Genomic DNA, 16838 nt, shown 5'->3' with positions numbered 1-16838 from the left:
TATGCTTTATACCCTGAACCTGCTGACTTTAATCTTGATAGCCAAATTAGACGGTGGATTTGGGTATAGGGGTTGACGGGAGAGAAACGGACATTGACATTAAGCATCTGATTTTTTAAATTGATATTTTAAAAACCATTAAGGAGTTAAGAAGCTGACGCTACCCGTTATTGCCTTGACTATGGGTTGTCCGGTGGGGATCGGTCCGGAAATTATCGCCCGTTCTCTCGCCTTACATGAGGTATATACCTATTGCCGGCCTGTTGTGATGGGAGATCAGGCTATCATGGAACGGGCGGTTAAGACTACAGGCCTCTCTTTAGAAATAAGCATAATAAAGGAGGCCGATATTGAGCAAATCGGGCGCTCCTTTCGACAGGGCGATCGACCTGAAAAAATCTTTCTTCTTCCAGTTTCTGAGCTGAATTCCGCACAATGTGTTTATGGCCGGCCGACTGCCCGGACGGGCGCCGCTATGGTTAATTATATCCTGCGGGCTATTGAACTGGCCCTCTCCGGCCTCGTCCAGGCTATAACCACCGCCCCCATTAATAAAGAGGCCATGCACATGGCGGGGTATGAGTACCCGGGCCATACGGAGCTCCTGGCAGAAAAAACAGGTGAGAAAGAGTACGCCATGATGCTGGCGGGCGACAGGCTAAAAGTAGTGCCGGTAACCATCCATCTGCCCCTCCGGGACGTGGCAACCCGGTTGACCCGGGAAAAAATCCTGGAAAACCTGATAGTTACGGATTCGGCATTGCGCCGGTATTTTGGTCTGGAACAACCCCGGCTTGCCGTTGCGGCCTTGAATCCGCATGCCGGAGAAGGAGGTCTCTTTGGGGATGAGGAGGTCAGAATAATCGCCCCTGCTATTGATGCCGCTAAGGGGTTGGGGATAGATGCCGCCGGGCCGTTTCCGGCTGACACTGTATTTTATAGGGCCAGCCGGGGAGAGTTCGCTGCGGTCATCGCCATGTATCATGATCAGGCCCTTATCCCTTTAAAACTATTACATTTCAAGGATGGGGTAAACATAACCTTAGGGTTGCCCATTATTCGCACTTCTGTAGATCACGGAACGGCTTATGACCTGGCGGGCAGCGGAAAGGCCGATCCATCCAGCCTTCTGGCCGCGCTCAGGTTAGCCGCCCGGATGGCTACTCACCGAAAAGCAAATAGAGTCGAAGGATAAATGGCTGCTGAATACATAGTGGTGCGGGGCGCCAAGCAACATAATCTCAAGAACATAGATGTTACCATCCCCCGCGATAAGCTCACCGTTATAACGGGCCTAAGCGGTTCCGGCAAGTCCACCCTGGCCTTTGATACCATCTACGCCGAAGGGCAACGTCGTTATGTGGAATCCCTGTCGGCTTATGCCCGGCAATTTCTGGAGCAGATGGATAAACCGGATGTCGAATCCATTGAGGGCCTTTCTCCGGCTATTGCCATCGAGCAAAAGACAGTCAGCAAAAACCCTCGTTCCACAGTAGGCACAGTAACGGAAATTTATGACTATTTGCGGCTCCTTTTTGCCCGCATTGGCCGGCCCTTTTGTTATCAGTGCGGCCGCGAGATCCAGACTCAGACCATTGATCAAATGGTTGATTCCATTATGCGGCTAAGAGAAGGAAGCCGGATAATAATCATGGCCCCGATAGTAGTGCAGAAAAAGGGAGAGCATCAAAACGTCTGGCAGCGGCTAAGGAAAGAGGGCTTTGTCCGGGCCAGGGTCGACGGCCGGATTTTGAGTTTAGAAGAGATTCCAATCCTTGATAAGCACAAGCGTCATACTATTGAGGCAGTGATTGACCGTATTGTTGTCCGGCCGGGCCTCGAGAGAAGGCTGGCCGATTCTCTCGACCTTGCCACTAAACTATCTGAAGGTATAGCCCTGGTGCAGGTAAACGAAGAGGCGGAAATATTTTTTAGCCAGAAACAGGCCTGCATCTATTGTGAGATCAGTCTGCCGGAATTGACCCCGCAGCTTTTTTCTTTTAACAATCCCCGCGGGGCCTGTCCGGCCTGTGACGGACTGGGCGTCCGTCAATTTTTCGATCCCGATTTGATTATTCCCAACCCCAATCTGTCGCTCCGTGAAGGCGCCATCGCCCCTTGGTCGCACCGGCACGGCGTTCATTTTATACAAATACTGGAATCGGTGTCCGGACATTATCACTTTGACATCCACACCCCTTTCAAGGCCCTTCCCGATCAGGCCAAAAAAATCTTGCTTTACGGCTCTAATGGGGAGGAGATATCATTCTCTTATGATAAAGACGAACGCCGTCACTTCTATAGACAACCATTCGAAGGTATAATTCCGCAGCTTGAACGTCGTTACCGTGAAACGCTCTCCCGGTCAGCCCGGGAGGAAATTGAACAATACATGAACAAACAACCCTGTCCGGTTTGTAAGGGAGCCAGGCTCCGGAAAGAGGCCCTTTCGGTACGGGTTGGTCCCTGGGCAATAGATCAGATAGTGAATCTGGACATTAAAACGGCTATACAGGTAGTTGAACGTCTGCCGCTTACGGAAAAGGAATTCGGGATTGCCAGGCGCATATTAAGGGAGATAAACAGTCGCCTGTCTTTTCTTAAAGAGGTAGGGCTGGATTACCTGACCCTAAACCGGACATCGGCTACTTTGTCCGGCGGCGAAGGCCAGCGCATCCGTCTGGCCACACAAATCGGTTCGCAGATGGTGGGAGTCCTTTACGTACTGGACGAGCCGAGTATCGGCCTGCATCAGCGCGATCATGCCCGGCTTCTGGCTACATTGAAAAGACTGCGGGATACGGGCAATACGGTGCTGGTGGTTGAACACGATCCTGAAACAATTTGCTCTGCCGACTATGTTATCGACATGGGGCCGGGCGCAGGCCAGCATGGCGGCGAAGTGATTTTTGCCGGGACGCCGGCAGAACTGCTACATGCCGGGGCATCCCTTACCGGGCAGTATTTATCCGGCAGACTGGCCATTCCCATACCGGCCGGGAGGCGCACCTTGGCGCATGGGTATATTACGGCAGTAGGGGCTTCTCAAAATAACTTGAAAAATATTACGGTAAAAATTCCTTTGGGGCAGATGGTGTGCGTCACCGGCGTATCCGGCTCAGGAAAGTCCACCCTGGTTATCGATACCTTGTACAAGGCGCTGGCACAGAGGTTATATCATTCAAAGGAAAGAGCGGGACTTGTAGAAAAGATTGACGGATTACAGTTTATAGACAAGGTTATCGACCTGGATCAAAGCCCTATCGGGCGTACTCCGCGGTCCAATCCGGCTACTTATACCGGACTTTTCGCGCCGATACGTGAGCTTTTTGCCCGTACACCAGAGGCCAGGGCACGGGGCTACAAGGCCGGGAGGTTCAGTTTTAACGTTAAGGGCGGCCGCTGTGAGGCCTGTGACGGCGACGGCCTGATTAAAATAGAGATGCATTTTTTGCCTGATGTGTATGTGACCTGTGAGAACTGCCGCGGTAAGCGTTATAACCGGGAGACCCTGGAGATAAGATATAAAGACAAAACCATAGCCGATGTCCTGGACATGACCGTGGACGAAGCCTATCTGTTTTTTCAGAATATACCGGCTATAAAGGCCAGGTTGAAGGTGCTGCGTGAAGTTGGCCTGGGCTATGTTCACCTTGGGCAGTCAGCAACCACACTTTCCGGTGGTGAGGCCCAGCGGGTCAAGTTGGCCAGGGAATTATCCGGGCGTAGCACCGGACGGACCCTCTATATCCTGGACGAACCTACAACCGGATTACATCCGGCAGACGTACACAAGCTGCTTGAGGTGCTTAATAGACTGGTCGAAGCGGGTAATACGGTGGTTATTATTGAGCACAATATGGACGTGATCAAGACGGCTGATTATATCATTGATCTGGGACCGGAAGGCGGTGACGAAGGCGGCCGGGTGGTAGGCTCCGGCACTCCGGAAGAGATTTCCCGCCTGAAGCGGTCATATACCGGTCAGTTTTTACGAAAGGTGTTAGCCCCTGTTAGATAGATAATAAGATAGTGAGTCTAATCTTAAAGTAAAATCAACATATTCAACGACAACATCTCCAGGTACCCGGAGGATAACGGGGGCAAAGTTTAAAATCCCTTTTACCCCGGCCTCAATAGCCAGTTCAACGACTTGTTGCGCCCGGCCGGCCGGTGTAGTTATGACGCCGATCTCGAAAGGTTCTCGACTCACGACTTCGGTAATATCTTTCATATCCGATATCTCTAATCCAGACCCTAAGGTCTGCCCTATCTTACCGGAATCGACGTCAAAGGCGGCAACGAACCGGTATCCCTGGTTAATAAAATTTGGATAGTGTAGCAATGCCTGACCTAGATTTCCCACGCCAAAAAGGCCAAGCCGCCATTCTTTTTCCAGACCCAGGATGTTTCTTATATGCTGTAATAAATGCCCTGTATAATAACCTACCCCTCTTACACCAAATTCACCGAAGTATGCCAGATCTTTACGCAACTGAGCCGAGTTAACACCGCACTCGGCGGCCAGTTTCTCTGATGATACGACCTCCAGCCCCTCTCTTGACAATAGGCTTAATTTTCGGCTGTACCTGGACAACCTGTAAATGGTGGCAGGCGGAATCTTTATATATTTCATGCGCGGAGGTAACTCCGGGGCGTTATTTTACTAGAAACAAAAACCGGGGCTGTAAAAGAATACAACCCCGGTTTTTTTAAAAAAAAACCTTCTTAAGCCAGACCCATTAAGGCCAATACCTTGCTGGTCGCCGGGTTGGCAAAGAGCATGATCAAACAAATAACCAAGGCATAGATAACCAAGGACTCGATCAATGCCAAACCGATGATCATGGTAACCGTGATCTTGCCGGAGGCTTCCGGGTTGCGGGCTATGCCCTCACAGGCTGCCTTAATGGCCGCACTTTGTCCAAGAGCGCCACCAAAAGCGGCAACGGCGATACAACTACCCGAGGCTATGACCGTCCAAATGAAGAAGTCTAACCCCGCCGTCTTGGCGTCAGCCGTCTCCTGACCAAAAGCAACAGAAGCCACGCCCATGGTAAGAATCACGAGTAAAGATACCAATAGCGCCTTTTTCATCTCTAATATCCCCCCTTTCTATTTAAGAGTTTATATACTGCCTTCTTCCAAAAGGTTATCATTTTAATGAGCGTGTTCCATGGCCCCTGTAAAATAGAGTATAGACAAGAGCACAAAAACAAAGGCCTGCACGAAGCAGACAAATACACCCAAGGCCATTATTGGCAACGGCCCCAAAAATGCGCCTGCCAGCAGGAAGAGTAGCCCGAGCAAGACTTCCTTAGCCATGATATTGCCAAAGAGTCGTATGGACAGCGACAGAATGCGTGCAAAGTGTCCTATAAGCTCTATAGGAAGCATAAGAGGTGCCAGCCAGCTAACCGGACCCATAAAATGTTTGACATACTTTACCCCGTGGAATTTGACCCCTAAAATATGAGTGGTTATGAACACAGTAATGGCCAGTGATAGGGTCGTATTTACATTGGCGGTTGGGGACATAAATCCGGGGAACAGCCCTATAAGATTAGCTATAAAGATGTAAATTCCCAATGTAGCAATCATAGGAAGCATTAGCTTTGCCCCTTCTTCACCCATATTCTCAGCCGCAAAGCCTTCTATGCCGGAAATTACAGCCTCAAAAAAATTTTGCCCCTTGCCGGGGATCATTTGGATTTTACCAACAAAGAGCTTGGCAGAGAGGATCAGTATGAGCATGACGAACCAAGCATTCGTTACATGTGGCGCGATTATCTTGGGCAATAGGCCATGCCCACCATGTACCGGCAGATGAAACAGCTCCAGTAATAGGTTGATAAACAGAATTGGATGTTCCATGGATTAAGTTGCCTCCTTTGTCCTGATGATCTTCCACAATTCTGTGAAAGCAATTACCATAATATTAATAACAACTACCGAAAGTCCGGTAATCAGCCCTAAAGGATGTACCATCTTATTCATTATCAGTTCATAAAGGACGCCCCCGATAATGATCAGGCGCAGATAGTACTTGACGTAGTAAATAGCCTTATGGCCAAAAACGACCTGTTGATCAAATATCTTCCGGAGCGCCGTCTGAAGCCAGTAAAAATTAAAACCGGCTATTATTCCCCCGACCAGTATACCCAAGGCGAAATCTATCGAGACAAAGATGACCCCGAAAATAGTTAGAATTAGACACAATATCAGACTGGGAACCTGTACTTTTTTTATTAATTGTGTCGAACGCCAAAAATCTGACATGGTCGTTATAGATCCTTCCGCCTGGCCAACTGCACCAGATTCCGAAACCCGGCTATGACTCCTAAAATAAGAAAAATAATGGTTAGCCATGGTTTCGTGCGTCCGCCGAACACATACTCATCCAATGCGTAGCCTATAAAAAAACCGACGAATACGGAAGCGGCTACGGCTATGCCGATAGTGCTAACGTCTCCAATCAGCCTAAAAAGCCTCTTTACGTCTTCCTTCATTGGACAGCCTGCACAGTTGACTGCCGGGGACTATTTCAAATAACAAGGCAAAAACAAGTTACTTGGTATCATAGCGCCCCGGTAAAGTCAACATTTTTTTGAATAGCGATTCATAAAACCTTAAAGTATTCCTCCGCGGCATCCAACATTCTATCAAGATCTTCCTTTGTATGCGCGAGCGAGATGAATATGGCCTCAAACTGTGAGGGGGGCAGATAGACACCCTTTTCCAGCATGCCCCGATAGAACCTGGCAAAGCAATTGGTATCGCTGGCCAGTGCAGACTTAAAGTCAAATACATCATCTTTTGTAAAAAATATGGTCATGAGGGAGCCTGCACGGTTGACCCGGGCCGGGATGGAATAGCGCCGGATAAGCCCATTGATATTTTTCTCCAGGTATGCGCCTTTTCCCTCCAGATCTTCATAAACGCCTTTTTGGGAAAGTATTTTTAATGTAGCTATGCCGGCAGTTACAGCCAGAGGATTGCCGGAGAGGGTCCCGGCCTGATAGACATCTCCCTCCGGGGCAATCCGTAACATGATGTCTTTACGACCACCGTAGGCCCCCACGGGCAGCCCGCCCCCGATAATCTTGCCCAGACAGGTTAAATCCGGGGAAATACCATAGCAGGACTGTGCGCCACCCAAAGACATTCGGAATCCACTGATCACCTCATCGAAAATAAGCAGGACGCCGTGTTTTTCTGTGAGTTCCCTTACCGTTCTTAAATATCCCTCGCGGGGCAGAACCACGCCCATGTTACCGGGTACAGGCTCGATAATAAAACAGGCCACCTGCCCGCCTTCCTTTTCCAGAACCTTGGCCAGGGCATCGGCATCGTTATATGGAATGGATATAGTATGGCCGGCAATCTCTTCCGGCACGCCCGGGCTGCCCGGTATGCCCAGAGTGGCGACACCGGAGCCGGCCTTGACGAGAAATGCGTCTCCATGCCCATGATAACAACCATCGCATTTAATGATCTTCTTACGCCTGGTATAAGCCCTGGCTAAACGGATGGCGCTCATGGTGGCTTCAGTGCCGGAACTGGTCAGTCGAACCATTTCCAGTGAGGGAACGGCCTCTATGAGTAATTCAGCCAGTTCAACTTCGAGGGGCGTTGGGGCGCCAAAGCTGGTCCCGTTTTCGAGCGCCTTTCTTAAGGCGGCGGTGACTTCAGGGTGGGCATGGCCCAGGATCATTGGCCCCCAGGAACCGACACAGTCGATGAAGACATTGCCATCGACGTCGTATATTTTAGAGCCAGCGGCCCTGGCCACAAAAAGAGGATCGCATCCGACGGAACGGCAGGCGCGAACCGGACTGTTTACGCCACCGGGGATAACATCCTTTGCCTTCGCGAAGTAGGCCTGGGAACGCTCTCTTTTCACACCTGCTCCTCCCTGAAGTACCTGATATTAGATCTTTTTAATTCTTTTTCACTGAAGAGTACCTGATAATCGGTTATGCCGGTCTTTTTTGCTATTTCCCGGGCCACAGCATGACATTCGGCGTCGGTTCGGCCGTGCACCATAGTATAAATGTTATAGGGCCACCCGGGGATTGTCCGGCGTTGATAGCAGTGGGTTACATTCTTAAAGGAGGCCATGATCCGGCCTGCCTTTTCTATCTTCTCTTCTTCTACATGCCAGGCGATCATGGCGTTGGCGGCATATCCGGAGATCTGGTGTTGCAGTGTAGCGCCAAAGCGGCGTATGCACCCTTCGTTGCAAAGGTTTTTCACACATGCCAAAAATTCTTCTTCAGGCAGGCCAGCCCTTTCAGCCAGTATCTGAAAGGGTCTCTCTGCCGGAGGAATTCCATCCTGCAGGACCTGGATTACCATTTTTTCTTTAGAAGTAAGGACTGCTCTTTTGGGGACTGTGTCCACAGTTAAATTTTTCCCATGATCATAGCTATGCCTAATAAAATAAACAGGAGGCCCGCGCCTATTCGGATGTACTCCGGCGGAACAATGTTCATAATAAACCCGCCGACCGTTACCCCTATTAAAGTGGATGCAATAAGGGCCAGGGAAGCCCCCAGGAAAATAGCCCAGCGCTTCTCACTGGAAGCAGCCAGTGAAAAGGTCGCCAGTTGAGTCTTATCACCTAATTCAGCGAGAAAGATGGCAATAAATGTGCTGGTGAAGAGTCTTATATCCATACAGGACCTCAAAAATAAATTTCAGTCAGCCTGCTTGCTTCTTCATTCTGTATTTTTAACACATCTTCCCCTTTAAGAAAAGCAAAAACCCCGGTCATCTCCAGGTGGCCGGGGTTTTTGCTTTTCGATACCGGGTTCCGTATCTTAGTACATACCGCCCATACCGCCACCCGGGGGCATTGGAGGCATTTTGGATTCCCTTTCTTCCGGTTTCTCCGCCACCATGGCTTCGGTTGTAAGCAAGAGGCCGGCTACACTGGCCGCATTCTGCAGGGCAAAACGCGTTACTTTAGTAGGGTCAATGACACCAGCCTTAATCAGATCTTCAAACTCACCTGTTTCCGCATTGAATCCCACTGAATCCTTCTCATTTTTAACACGGTCGACCACCACGGATCCTTCAAAACCCGCATTGTTCGCAATCTGACGCACGGGTTCCTCCAAAGCACGTTTGATCAGATTAACGCCGAGCTGCTCGTCACCATGGAGTTTTAGCTTGGTCAAGGCCGGTATGCAACGGACAAAAGCCACACCGCCGCCGGGCACTATCCCTTCCTCCACGGCAGCCCTGGTAGCATTCAGGGCATCTTCCACACGTGCCTTCTTTTCTTTCATCTCCGTTTCAGTGGCCGCGCCTACATTTATTACCGCCACACCGCCGATTAGCTTAGCCAAGCGCTCCTGTAGCTTCTCGCGGTCGTAGTCGGATGTAGTCTCTTCAATCTGGGTGCGAATCTGTTTTACCCGTCCTTCCAATGCTGACCGCTCACCGCCGCCATCGACTATAGTTGTATTGTCTTTGTCTATAGTAATACGTTTAGCCGTTCCGAGGTCTTTTAAGGAGATATTTTCCAGTTTGATGCCCAGGTCTTCAGAGACAACCTGCCCGCCGGTCAGGATGGCTATATCCTCCAGCATGGCCTTTCTTCTGTCGCCAAAGCCAGGGGCCTTGACCGCGGCACACTGTAAGGTGCCACGGAGTTTGTTCACAACCAATGTGGCCAGGGCCTCGCCTTCCACATCCTCAGACAGAATGAGGAGGGGTCTGCCCATCTTGGCAATCTGCTCCAGGACCGGCAATAAGTCCTTCATATTGCTTATTTTTTTCTCGTTGAGCAAGATGTAGGGATCGCTTAAGACTGCCTCCATCTTCTCCGGGTCGGTAACAAAATAAGGTGAAATATAACCGCGATCGAACTGCATACCTTCGACCACATCCAGGGTAGTCTCCATGCTTTTAGCTTCTTCAACCGTGATTACGCCTTCTTTACCTACCTTCTCCATGGCTTCGGCGATTATATTGCCGATAGTGGAATCATTATTAGCAGAGATCGTCCCGACCTGGGCAATTTCCTTCTGGTCCTTGGTCGGTTTGCTGATTTTTTTGAGTTCATCCACTACCGCCTCAACTGCCTTGTCGATACCGCGTTTAATAGCCATGGGGTTGTTTCCGGCGGCCACGAGCTTTGAACCCTCAGCGTAAACGGCCTGGGCCAGGATGGTAGCGGTGGTCGTGCCGTCCCCGGCTACGTCACTGGTCTTGGAGGCAACCTCCTTTACCATCTGCGCGCCCATATTCTCAAATTTATCGGTAAGCTCGATTTCCTTGGCTACCGTAACACCATCCTTGGTGATCGTGGGTGAACCAAAGCTTTTCTCTATGATAACGTTGCGTCCCTTCGGTCCCAGAGTTACTTTTACTGCATCGGCCAGGGTATTTATACCCCGCAACAAAGCCTCTCTGGCCTTGACATCATATTTTATCTCTTTTGCTGGCATGATAACCTCCTTGAATTTACTGTTATTAATATTTGATTTTTTGATGCGCCTTATTTTTCTATAACACCCAGCACATCGTCTTCGCGCATAATGAGGTGTTCTTCACCATCGATTTTCACTTCTGTACCGGAGTACTTACCGAACAAGATGCGATCCCCCGCCTTTACTTCAAGCGGCACCCTCGTTCCATTCTCCATTACCTTGCCATTGCCCACGGCGATTACCTTCCCTTCGATGGGTTTCTCCTTGGCCGTGTCCGGGATAATTATCCCGCCTTTGGTCTTCCCTTCTTCCTCCAAACGCTTGACTACGATTCTGTCCTGCAATGGTCTGATCTTCATATCTTCTGTCTCCCTTCTCTCTCCTATTTTATTTGTTTAAGATAGAAGTTCTCTAATAATTTAGCAAAGTCAATAAAGTCTGAGTGCGCCCTATCACCTCCTTGTGCAGGGCCGAATATGACTATGGCCCCTTTTATTAGCACTCACCTCAAGCGAGTGCTAATAATTAGCAGATGCCTCTAAAAATGCAATTTTGATTTTAATGAATTATTAACGATAATCTCCAAAAATATGAAATATATATGCCATTATAAGCGAATTATCTTTAAATAATAATAATTTTTGTTGTTTTTTGCCAATATAGAATGGGGCATCGGTATAACTTTATGTGGCATTCTCATGTGATAGCATATCATATCTATTTGTAATTAATTGTAATTATTCCATGCTGGGACACTTACTGGAAAGGCATTTTTTTCTGTTTGATTCCTAGGAAAAGTGTGATATAAGGATTTTTTATGCAAAAATATGAGGAAGGTGAGCGGGTTAAGTGAAAAAGATTCTTATTGCTAATCGCGGGGAGATCGCGCTACGGATTCTGCGTGCGGTGCAGGAGCAGGGGTTAACAGCGGTCGGAGTCTATGAAACTCCGGATAAAGAGGCGCGCCATATACGCGCGGCTGATGAGGCTATCTGGATCGGCGAGGGACCGCGCAAGGACTACCTGAACATTGATAAAATGATCTGGGCCGCCCGTAAGGCCGGGGCCGACGGCATCCATCCCGGTTATGGTTTTTTGGCGGAAAACCCTGATTTTCCAAAGGCCTGTGAGGATGCCGGACTTATTTTCATCGGTCCGCCCGCAAAGGTTATTCATGCCCTAGGCAACAAGGTCATCGCCCGGACCATCGCCGAAAGCGCCGGTGTTCCGGTCATCCCGGGCAGTGAAAACCTTCCCTATGGACAGGAAGGGGAGGAAAGGGCCCTGGCCTTTGCCCAGGAACACGGTTTTCCGTTGATGCTTAAGGCCACGGCGGGTGGCGGCGGCCGGGGGATTCGTAAGGTAAATAACCCCAAAGAGCTGATAGATCAGATGCCGCTGGCCCGGGCCGAGGCCAAGGCCGCATTTAATGACGCCCGCCTCTATCTGGAAAAAGGTGTAATAAATCCGAAACATATCGAGGTTCAGGTACTGGCCGATAGTTTCGGCCATATTATTCACATGGGCACGCGGGATTGTTCTATCCAGCGGCGCAACCAGAAATTGGTGGAGATAGCGCCGGCCCTCATTACTGACCAGACCCTTCTGGATAATATCTGTACTGCGGCCATCAAGGTGGCGCAAGAAGCCAATTATGTGAACGCCGGCACCGTGGAGTTTCTGGTGGACGAGGCCGGGCATTTCTACTTTTTGGAGATGAATACCCGCCTGCAGGTCGAACACACGGTCACGGAAATGGTCACCGGTATGGACATTGTCCGGGCCCAAATTGACATTGCAGCCGGGAAAAAGCTCAAATTCTCCCAGGAAGATGTCCACATCCGGGGCCATGCCATCGAGATGCGTATCAACGCCGAGGATCCTAAAAATAATTTCTTGCCGGAAGGCGGCAAGACTATAACGGTTTATAATTCTCCGGGGGGGGCCGGCATAAGGTTGGACGGCATTGCCTATCAGGGTTATGTCATCCCGCAGGTCTATGATTCGCTGCTGGTCAAACTGACGGTGCATGGTTTTACCTGGAAGGAGGCCGTGGAGCGCATGCGCCGGGCCTTGAAGGGTTTTGCTATCGTGGGCCCCAAGACCACGATCCCCTTTTACCTCAACATCGTTAATGAGCCTGATTTCCAGAAAGGTATATTCAACACCAGTTATCTGGACCTGAAGCCCGATCTTTTTGTATATAAAGAAGAAGACCGTGAGGTAGCCAAACTGGCCAGGCTGATCGCTACTATTCACCATAAGGGGTTCAATCCCTTTGCTGCATAATTCGCTTTACAGAAGGAAGAGATAATAAGATGGAACACATTCGCCCGGGAATGGACACTAAAGATATCCTCAGGCGTCTAAAAAAGGCTAAAGGATATTTTATCACTAATACAGCCCGCGACTTATCGCAATCTGACTTTAAGAACCGCATCTTGCTGCATACAGACTTATTAGCGGCCAAACCGCGGGATGCGGCCGGATATTTCTCCCTGGAGATAACCGGCGGGGCCTCAGTGCACGTGGATATGCTGCGCAAGCAGGTGAACCCCTTTCTTAAACTGGAACTCCTCAGGCGTGAGATGCCGAACACGTTATTCCAGACCCTGTGCCGGGGCGTCAACCTATTCGGATACCGGCCGTATCCGGAGAATGCCATCCGACTGACGGTAAGGGAATTTGCCAAGTATGTGGAGGTCTGGCGCGTCTTCGACTTTTTAAACTATATTCCCAACATGGTTCCGGTATTTGAAGAGGTCAAAAAGGCCGGGAAGATACTGGAGCCATCTATTTGTTTCTCTACGGGGCCGGAACACACAGATGAATTTTATGTAGGTAAGGTGCGGGAGATATTGGACGTTACCGGCGAGGACATCATCCTGTGCATCAAGAATCACGGCGGCCTGGGGACGCCTAAGCGCATCGGTGAACTGGTGGCATCCATTAAACAGAGGTTCCCGGACCTGTTAATCCATTACCACGGTCACAATACAGACAGCAACGACGTGCCGCGTATTGCGGCAGCCATCCTTTCCGGGGCCGAGATCGTCGATGCCGCCGATCATGCCTTTACCGGATTTTATGGCCCGCCGCCGGTTTTAAGCGTTATCCAGACCATGGAGGCCCATGGCATCCGGGCTGAGGGCGTAAGCACCGACGCCGTTATTGAGACCTCCGAGGCGCTGCGGCCGGAGCGGGGCGCCTATGCGGATTTTGAGTCCCAGTTCAAGGGATTTGACTCCACCGTACAGGTGCATAAACTGCCGGGCGGGGCCACCGGCAGCAGCTTTGAGCAGGCGGTCAAGGGGGAATTCCTCCATCTCATGCCAAAGATTCTGCGCGAGGAATTGCCGCGTGTTCAGATTGAGTTAGGCAACTGGTGGAGTGTTACTCCCGGCTCTCAGATCCTGTGGACTACAGCCGTCAATAATGTGCTCTCGGGTGAACGGTATGAGAACGCCAGCGGTGACCTGAAAAACCTCCTCCTGGGCAAATATGGACCATTCCCGTTTTATCGACCTTCCGAAGAAATTTACAGGAAGGTCTTCGGGCCGGACTGGGAAAAAATTCTGAAAGAGCAGGGCGGGGTGGCCAAAATAGAGGACATTGACCTGGAAAAAGAGGAGGCCACACTCGTAGAGCGCCTGGGCCGATCGGTGACCAGAGAAGAGATGGTACTTTATTTGCAGCATCCAAATGACGCCGTTGATTTCCTCAAGTTTGAAGAGGAATATGGCCAAGCCTATGTCCTTCCTCCACAAATCTGGTTCCGGAAAGAGGGTTTTAACCCGGGTGAACACCTTGATTTCGTGGACTATACAGGCAAGTCGCATGTGATTGAAATCGGGCCTTCGTATCGCTCCGAAAATGGTAAACAGACCCTCTACCTCTTTGTGGACCACCACTCTGAGGTCTTCCTGCTCGAGGAAGAAAAAAAGGCCGGGGTGGAGACGGCAGCAAAATTGAGTAAGAAAGAGATTGCCTCCCTGGCTAAGGTGGGAGATATGCGGGCGCCTTTTGCCAGCAATGTATGCCAGATACCGGTCAAGGCCGGTCAGGAAGTGAAAAAAGGAGCGCTTGTCATTGTACTGGAGGCCATGAAGATGCAAAATCCCATAGAATCTCAAGTTGAGGGGAAGATCGATCAGGTTTTTGTTAAACTGGGGCAGGCCGTACAGGTTGGGGATAAGCTGCTTACTATCTCTCCCTTATAACAAGTTCTAGGTTCAAGGTTCACGGTTCCGGGTTCCACTTTCACGTTTTTAACCTTGAACCCTGAACTTTGAACTTTGTCATTTTTCTGACTAAGGAGGGTTATTCCAATGTCTCTGCACAAGAAAATTACCACATTATTTTTATTGATCGTATTCGCCGCAGCCCTGGGTTGTGCCGCCAGTTCAACCAGGGAAAGCACCGGTGAATATCTGGATGATTCGGTGATTACAGCCAAGGTTAAGGCCTTGCTGGCAAAAGATCTGGTCCTCAGATCCTTTGCCATAAGCGTGGAGACCTTCCGTGGAGTGGTTATCCTGAGTGGTTTCGTGGATAGTAATGATCAAATCGATCGTGCCGTCCAGATTGCACGCGGCGTAAAAGGCGTCAGAGAAGTCAGAAGCCAGTTGGTATTGAAACCCAAATCCTGATAAACTCGTGAAAAGCCAAGGTTCGGACGGCACAGTAAAAAGCTCTCCGCCGCGGACAAGGCGCGTCCGCCGTGGCGGAAGGAATGAGGCATGCATGTCGTTATCCGTTAACCGTTGTCCGTTCACCGATAATGCGTGGACATATTCCAGTCTGCTCTTTGCTGTCGGTGCACGGTGAACTGTGAACGGTGAACTATTTCCATAGCTACGCCGCAGTGATCCGCCGCAGCGGACAACGCAGCAAATGGACTTTTTACGAAGCCGGCACCGATCTAAAAATCTTCTCTATCTCTTCATCAGTAAGGATGCCCTTTTCTCTCGCCAGGTCTTTTATGGGCATGTTCCGGGCAAAGGCCTCTTTGGCCAGAGCCGCCGCCTTTTCATAGCCTATGTATGAATTCAGGAGCGTGGCCAGGGCCGTGCTCATCTCGGCATAACGGCGGCAGGTCTCAGGATTAGCGGTTATTCCTTGCACACAGCGTTCGGCAAAAATAGAGAGGGCATTCTGCAGGATCTGGATAGACGTCAATATATTATGAATGATGACGGGCATCATAACATTTAGTTCCAATTGGCCGGCCTGGACGGCCATAGCCACGGTTGTCTCATTACCGATCACCTGAAAACAAACCATATTCATCATCTCTGCTATGACCGGGTTGATTTTACCGGCCATTATGGACGATCCCGGCTGGACGGCGGGTAGTGTAATCTCGGCCAGGCCGGTGCGGGGGCCGGAGCTCAGCAACCGAAGATCATTGGCAATACGGCCAACATCCAGCGCGACAAGTTTTAATTGAGAGGCGATCGAGGCAAATACATTCATATTCTGAGTCGCTTCAAACAGGTCTTTTTTGGGTCTTAAGTCAAACCGGGTTAAGATAGAGAGCTTCTCTATCACCATCTCCCGATAGCCGGGCAGGGTATTTGTGCCTGCCCCTACTGCCGTGGCCCCTATGCCCAGATATTCCAGTTCCTTTGCCGCATGGCGCAGCCGCTCAAAGTCATCCTCCACAGTCTGGCCATAGGCACGGAACTCATGGCCTAAACGCATGGGAACGGCATCTTGAAGGTGCGTGCGTCCGGCCTTGATGATGGGGTAAAATTCTTCTCCTTTATCTTTCAGGGCCTGTGCCAGATTCATACCCACGGGATAGAGGCCCGCCACTGCCTTTAAGGCGGCCAACCTCATGGCCGTAGGGAATACATCGTTTGTTGACTGCCCCATATTTACATGATCGTTAGGATGAACTACTGTATAGTCCCCCCGTTTTTTGCCTAAAATCTCAAGGGCTCTGTTAGCCAGGACCTCATTTATATTCATGTTGTAGGACGTTCCGGCACCGGCTTGATAGACATCAACCACGAACTGCCCGGTAATTTTCCCCTCCAGCACCTCACGGGCGGCCTGAATAACGGCCTCTCCGATTTCCGCCTTAAGCCCGCCCAGCGCCATATTAGTCTCGGCCGCCGCCGCTTTAATCATAACAGTGGCCTCGGCCATGAGAGGATGCATGGTTAGCCCGCTTATGGGAAAGTTTTCTATCGCGCGCCGGGTCTGGACCCCATAATAGGCGTCTTCGGGGATCATCTTTTCGCCCAGGGGGTCTCTTTCTATTCTGTATCTCTTGTCCATAAGGTGCTGGAGAGAAAACTGTTCCTTAGAACCTGCTTTTCGTTTAATATACAATACCTTTTATGAGGTGGATTGTAGCGTAAAAAGGTAAATAATGCAAAGGTAACATCTTGT

The 16838-nt window shown here is 50.1% G+C and carries 16 protein-coding genes; 5 read left to right on the top strand and 11 right to left on the bottom strand.

All coding sequences use genetic code 11. The features are described from left to right. Positions 1-181: 181 nt before the first annotated feature. On the top strand, positions 182-1195 hold the full coding sequence (pdxA, locus tag PHT49_02080) for a 4-hydroxythreonine-4-phosphate dehydrogenase PdxA (protein ID MDD5450670.1): 1014 nt from the start codon (positions 182-184) through the stop codon (positions 1193-1195). Beyond that, positions 1196-4021 carry an excinuclease ABC subunit UvrA gene (uvrA, locus tag PHT49_02075; protein ID MDD5450669.1) on the top strand — a complete coding sequence of 942 codons (2826 nt, stop codon included), beginning with the start codon at positions 1196-1198 and terminating at the stop codon, positions 4019-4021. Here the strand turns inward: uvrA and PHT49_02070 are convergent. From PHT49_02070 to groES, 10 genes are all read right to left on the bottom strand, one after another. Continuing rightward, positions 4004-4636, bottom strand: coding sequence for a redox-sensing transcriptional repressor Rex (locus tag PHT49_02070; GenBank protein MDD5450668.1), 633 nt, complete (start codon positions 4634-4636; stop codon positions 4004-4006). The two genes, uvrA and PHT49_02070, sit on opposite strands and share 18 nt — an antisense overlap. A 92-nt stretch (positions 4637-4728) precedes the next feature. Further along, on the bottom strand, positions 4729-5097 hold the full coding sequence (atpE, locus tag PHT49_02065) for an ATP synthase F0 subunit C (protein ID MDD5450667.1): 369 nt from the start codon (positions 5095-5097) through the stop codon (positions 4729-4731). Positions 5098-5160: 63 nt separating this feature from the next. After that, a complete protein-coding gene (atpB, locus tag PHT49_02060; protein MDD5450666.1) occupies positions 5161-5874 on the bottom strand; it encodes a F0F1 ATP synthase subunit A in 714 nt (237 codons plus the stop codon). Between the two features lie 3 nt (positions 5875-5877). Next, positions 5878-6279: an ATP synthase subunit I gene (locus PHT49_02055; GenBank protein ID MDD5450665.1), complete on the bottom strand. Its 402-nt coding sequence runs from the start codon at positions 6277-6279 to the stop codon at positions 5878-5880. Positions 6280-6284: 5 nt separating this feature from the next. Continuing rightward, entirely contained in the window at positions 6285-6509 is a 225-nt protein-coding gene (locus PHT49_02050; GenBank protein MDD5450664.1) for an AtpZ/AtpI family protein, read from the bottom strand. Between the two features lie 110 nt (positions 6510-6619). Further along, positions 6620-7903 (bottom strand): glutamate-1-semialdehyde 2,1-aminomutase, encoded by a 1284-nt coding sequence (gene hemL / locus PHT49_02045; protein MDD5450663.1) that lies wholly within the window; start codon positions 7901-7903, stop codon positions 6620-6622. Continuing rightward, positions 7900-8403, bottom strand: coding sequence for an Lrp/AsnC family transcriptional regulator (locus tag PHT49_02040; GenBank protein MDD5450662.1), 504 nt, complete (start codon positions 8401-8403; stop codon positions 7900-7902). Before PHT49_02040 ends, hemL begins: the two co-directional genes overlap by 4 nt. A gap of 2 nt (positions 8404-8405) precedes the next feature. Next, positions 8406-8678 carry a TMEM165/GDT1 family protein gene (locus PHT49_02035; GenBank protein MDD5450661.1) on the bottom strand — a complete coding sequence of 91 codons (273 nt, stop codon included), beginning with the start codon at positions 8676-8678 and terminating at the stop codon, positions 8406-8408. 144 nt (positions 8679-8822) lie between these two features. Further along, positions 8823-10457, bottom strand: coding sequence for a chaperonin GroEL (gene groL / locus PHT49_02030; protein MDD5450660.1), 1635 nt, complete (start codon positions 10455-10457; stop codon positions 8823-8825). 50 nt (positions 10458-10507) lie between these two features. Continuing rightward, positions 10508-10798 carry a co-chaperone GroES gene (gene groES, locus PHT49_02025; protein ID MDD5450659.1) on the bottom strand — a complete coding sequence of 97 codons (291 nt, stop codon included), beginning with the start codon at positions 10796-10798 and terminating at the stop codon, positions 10508-10510. Positions 10799-11288: 490 nt separating this feature from the next. Here groES and PHT49_02020 point away from each other — a divergent pair, with 490 nt between their 5' ends. The 3 genes from PHT49_02020 to PHT49_02010 all read left to right on the top strand — a co-directional run bounded on the left by PHT49_02020 (position 11289) and on the right by PHT49_02010 (position 15088). Next, complete coding sequence (locus PHT49_02020; protein ID MDD5450658.1) at positions 11289-12728, top strand: biotin carboxylase N-terminal domain-containing protein; 1440 nt, start codon at positions 11289-11291, stop codon at positions 12726-12728. A gap of 29 nt (positions 12729-12757) precedes the next feature. Beyond that, a complete protein-coding gene (locus PHT49_02015) occupies positions 12758-14659 on the top strand; it encodes a biotin/lipoyl-binding protein (protein MDD5450657.1) in 1902 nt (633 codons plus the stop codon). A 108-nt stretch (positions 14660-14767) separates the two neighbouring features. Further along, positions 14768-15088 (top strand): BON domain-containing protein, encoded by a 321-nt coding sequence (locus PHT49_02010; GenBank protein ID MDD5450656.1) that lies wholly within the window; start codon positions 14768-14770, stop codon positions 15086-15088. Positions 15089-15341: 253 nt separating this feature from the next. Here the strand turns inward: PHT49_02010 and PHT49_02005 are convergent, their stop codons facing one another. Then, entirely contained in the window at positions 15342-16778 is a 1437-nt protein-coding gene (locus PHT49_02005; GenBank protein ID MDD5450655.1) for an aspartate ammonia-lyase, read from the bottom strand. Positions 16779-16838 lie beyond the last annotated feature (60 nt).

Source organism: Desulfovibrionales bacterium (genome assembly GCA_028715605.1).
Taxonomy (GTDB): domain Bacteria; phylum Desulfobacterota; class QYQD01; order QYQD01; family QYQD01; genus QYQD01.
Note: the sequence above shows the minus strand (reverse complement) of the source record. Positions and strands in the feature narration are given on the sequence as shown.